Genomic DNA, 1,376 nt, shown 5'->3' on the forward strand with positions numbered 1-1,376 from the left:
CCCTCCCCCACCACGGCGTCGCGGCCCGCGCCGCACGGGTCGGCCGGACCGTCCGCGCGGCCGGAGCACCCGGCACCGCCGGAGCGGCGACGCGACCGGCTCGCGTCGGCGGTCCGCGGGTGGCCGGTCCGCGGATGGCTGGTCCGCAACCGGGCGCTGCTGCCCGCTCTCGCCACCCTGTCGCTGCTGGCCCTGCCGGCCGGGCTGCTGGAGCTGGGCGGCGGACGGCTGGCCGTCGCCGACATCGCGTCCGGTCTGCTGGTCGCCGCGGCGCTGGTCGCCCTGGTGCGGGGTGACCGCCCCCGCCTCGGCGGCCCGGCTGTCCTGGTGTTCGCCACCGCCGCCCTGGCGCTCGGCGTCGTCACCCTGGTCTCGGCCGACCAGACCACCGCCCTGACGGGCTACGTCCGTTACCTGCAGGTCTTCGTACTGGTGCCGCTCTCGCTGCTGGTGCTGCTGCGGGACCGCCGGGACGTACGCGTGGTCGCGGGCGCGCTGGTCGCGCTCGCCGTCCTCCAGGGGACGGTGGGAATCTGGCAGTACGTCACGGGCGGCGGCGCGTCCTACATGGGCGAGAACATCCGCGCCGTCGGCACGTTCGGCCCGCAGAACGTCATGGGCATGTCGACGGTGGTCTCCTACGGGCTGATCGTGGCGCTCTGCGCGGCGCTCTCGCCGCCGGTGAACGCGCCGCGCTGGTGGCGGCCGGCCGCCCTGGCCTGCACCGGCTGGCTGCTGGCCGCCCTGGCCGTGTCGTTCAGCCGGGGAGCCTGGATCGCCGCCGCGCTGGCGTGTGCCGTGGTGCTGCTGCTCTCCGGGTGCCTGACCCGCCGCGCCCTGGTGGCGCTCGGGGTCTTCGGCCTGCTGCTGATCGGCGTCGCGGGCGCGGCCTCCGGCCAGATCGGCGACCGGCTGACCAGCATCGGGGACGTCACCGGCACCCCGGACCAGTCCGTCGTCGACCGGTACGCCATGTGGGAGGCGGCCCGGTCCATGTGGTGGGAGGAACCCTGGACCGGCGTCGGCCTGAAGGGGTTCGCCGAGCACCGGGACGCCCACGCCTCGATCGCCCTCTCGGGCGGCAGCGACACCGGCGGCGCCGGCTCCGAGTTCCAGCGGCAGGCGCTGGAGTCGCCGCACAACATGTACCTGCTGGTCCTGAGCGAGCAGGGGCTGCTCGGCCTCACCGCGCTCGCGGGCGGCTGGGCCGCGCTGCTCGCCGGGTGCCTGCTGCGGCTCAACGCGGCCCGGCGCGCGGCGGAGGCGGACGGTGGACACGGCGGCGGCCCGCGTGGTGGCGGACACTGCGGCGGCCCGCGTGTCGGCGAACCCGGTGGTGGCCCGCGTGGTGGCGGTGCGGGCGGTGGCAGTGCGGG

At 76.9% G+C, this 1,376-nt stretch carries 1 protein-coding gene; it reads left to right on the forward strand.

Annotation, left to right across the window (positions count from 1 at the left end; translation table 11 throughout):
• A partial coding sequence (locus E0D90_RS25640) for an O-antigen ligase family protein (RefSeq protein WP_307721189.1) occupies window positions 1-1,376 on the forward strand: 1,376 nt, incomplete at both ends.

Origin of the sequence: Streptomyces otsuchiensis (assembly GCF_004305975.1) — a bacterium.
GTDB classification, from domain to species: domain Bacteria; phylum Actinomycetota; class Actinomycetes; order Streptomycetales; family Streptomycetaceae; genus Streptomyces; species Streptomyces otsuchiensis.